Source organism: Microbispora sp. NPDC049633, from assembly GCF_040675265.1.
Lineage (GTDB): Bacteria > Actinomycetota > Actinomycetes > Streptosporangiales > Streptosporangiaceae > Microbispora > Microbispora maris.
This window is the reverse complement of sequence record NZ_JBFAOO010000434.1, coordinates 1-1,143: the sequence shown is the minus strand read 5'-3', so window position 1 is coordinate 1,143 and position 1,143 is coordinate 1. Positions and strand designations below refer to the sequence as shown.

Genomic DNA, 1,143 nt, shown 5'->3' with positions numbered 1-1,143 from the left:
CGCTGCGCCAGCTACTGGCGGCGCAGCGACTCCGGGTCGTCCGCGGCGCCCGCCAGGACGGCCGCGACCTCCTCCAGAGACAGGCCGAGCGCGCGCAGCGCCCGCACCCGGTACAGTCGGCGCAGGTCGCGCTCGCTGTACCGGCGATGTCCCGAGGGCGTGCGTTCGCTCGCGGTCAGCAGCCCGATCTCGTCGTAGTGGTGCAGCGCTCGCACCGTCATCCCGGTCGCGCGCGCCAGCTCGCCGATGGACCACCGCCGTCCGGCGTCGTCTGCCCCGATCACGCCCGCAACGCTACGACCTCCCGTTGCGGCAGGTTCAAGCCCGGGGCGGGGGCCGCTCCCGAGCGTCCGCGCGTTCAAGGCCCGCCGCGTTTTGCAACGCTTCTGTAAGCGAACTGAAAGTCGTCTGAGATTGCCTTTGCCTGAAACGCGACGGAGGACAGCCGAAGGGGCATGATGCGGACGTCGACGACTCTGTCGATCTATGTCGAGCTGGCACGTGGTTCTGCCGAGTCGATGGCGGCGCAACTGGCCAGGCAGCTGAGACAGGCCGTCCTGGACGGCCGCCTGCCGCCGGACACCCGCCTGCCGTCCAGCCGGACCCTCGCCGAGCTGCTGCGGGTGTCCCGGCCGGTGGTGCAGGAGGCCTATCGCACGCTGGAGGCCGAGAACCTGATCGAGAGCAGGCGCAGGTCGGGGACCTACGTCAGGCGGGCCCGGCCGGAGAAGGCCGCCGGGGAGCCGCATCGGGGCAAGCCGCCGATGGACCGGGCCCGCGGGACGCTCGTCGACCTGTCCCCCGACCAGCCGTCCGGGGAGGACTTCCCGGTGCCGGTGTGGCGGGCCGCGTGGCGCCGGGCCGCGCACCGGATCCCGGAGGTGGTGGAGGGGCCCGGCGAGGCGGTGCTACGCCGCGCGGTGGCCGCGCACCTGCGGGCGGTACGCGGCCTGGACGCCGATCCGGAGAACGTGCTGATCACCACCGGGGCCCGGCAGTCGCTGGACCTGGTGGCGGCGGTCGCGATGCAGCCGGGCACCGTCGCGGCGGTCGAGGATCCCTGCCTGCCCACGGTGATCCGGCTGTTGCGCCAGCACGACGTCGTCACCGTGCCCGTGCCGGTGGACGCCGACGGGGCGCTGG

At 73.6% G+C, this 1,143-nt stretch carries 2 protein-coding genes; one reads left to right on the top strand and one right to left on the bottom strand.

Translation table 11 applies throughout. The annotated features are described in order from the left end of the window. Window positions 1–11: 11 nt before the first annotated feature. On the bottom strand, window positions 12–284 hold the full coding sequence (locus AB0J39_RS39700) for a MerR family transcriptional regulator (protein ID WP_363474387.1): 273 nt from the start codon (window positions 282–284) through the stop codon (window positions 12–14). A gap of 174 nt (window positions 285–458) precedes the next feature. Between AB0J39_RS39700 and AB0J39_RS39695 the strand changes: the two genes are divergently transcribed. Continuing rightward, window positions 459–1,143: aminotransferase class I/II-fold pyridoxal phosphate-dependent enzyme (locus AB0J39_RS39695; RefSeq protein WP_363474385.1), on the top strand; the 685-nt coding region annotated here is incomplete at its 3' end.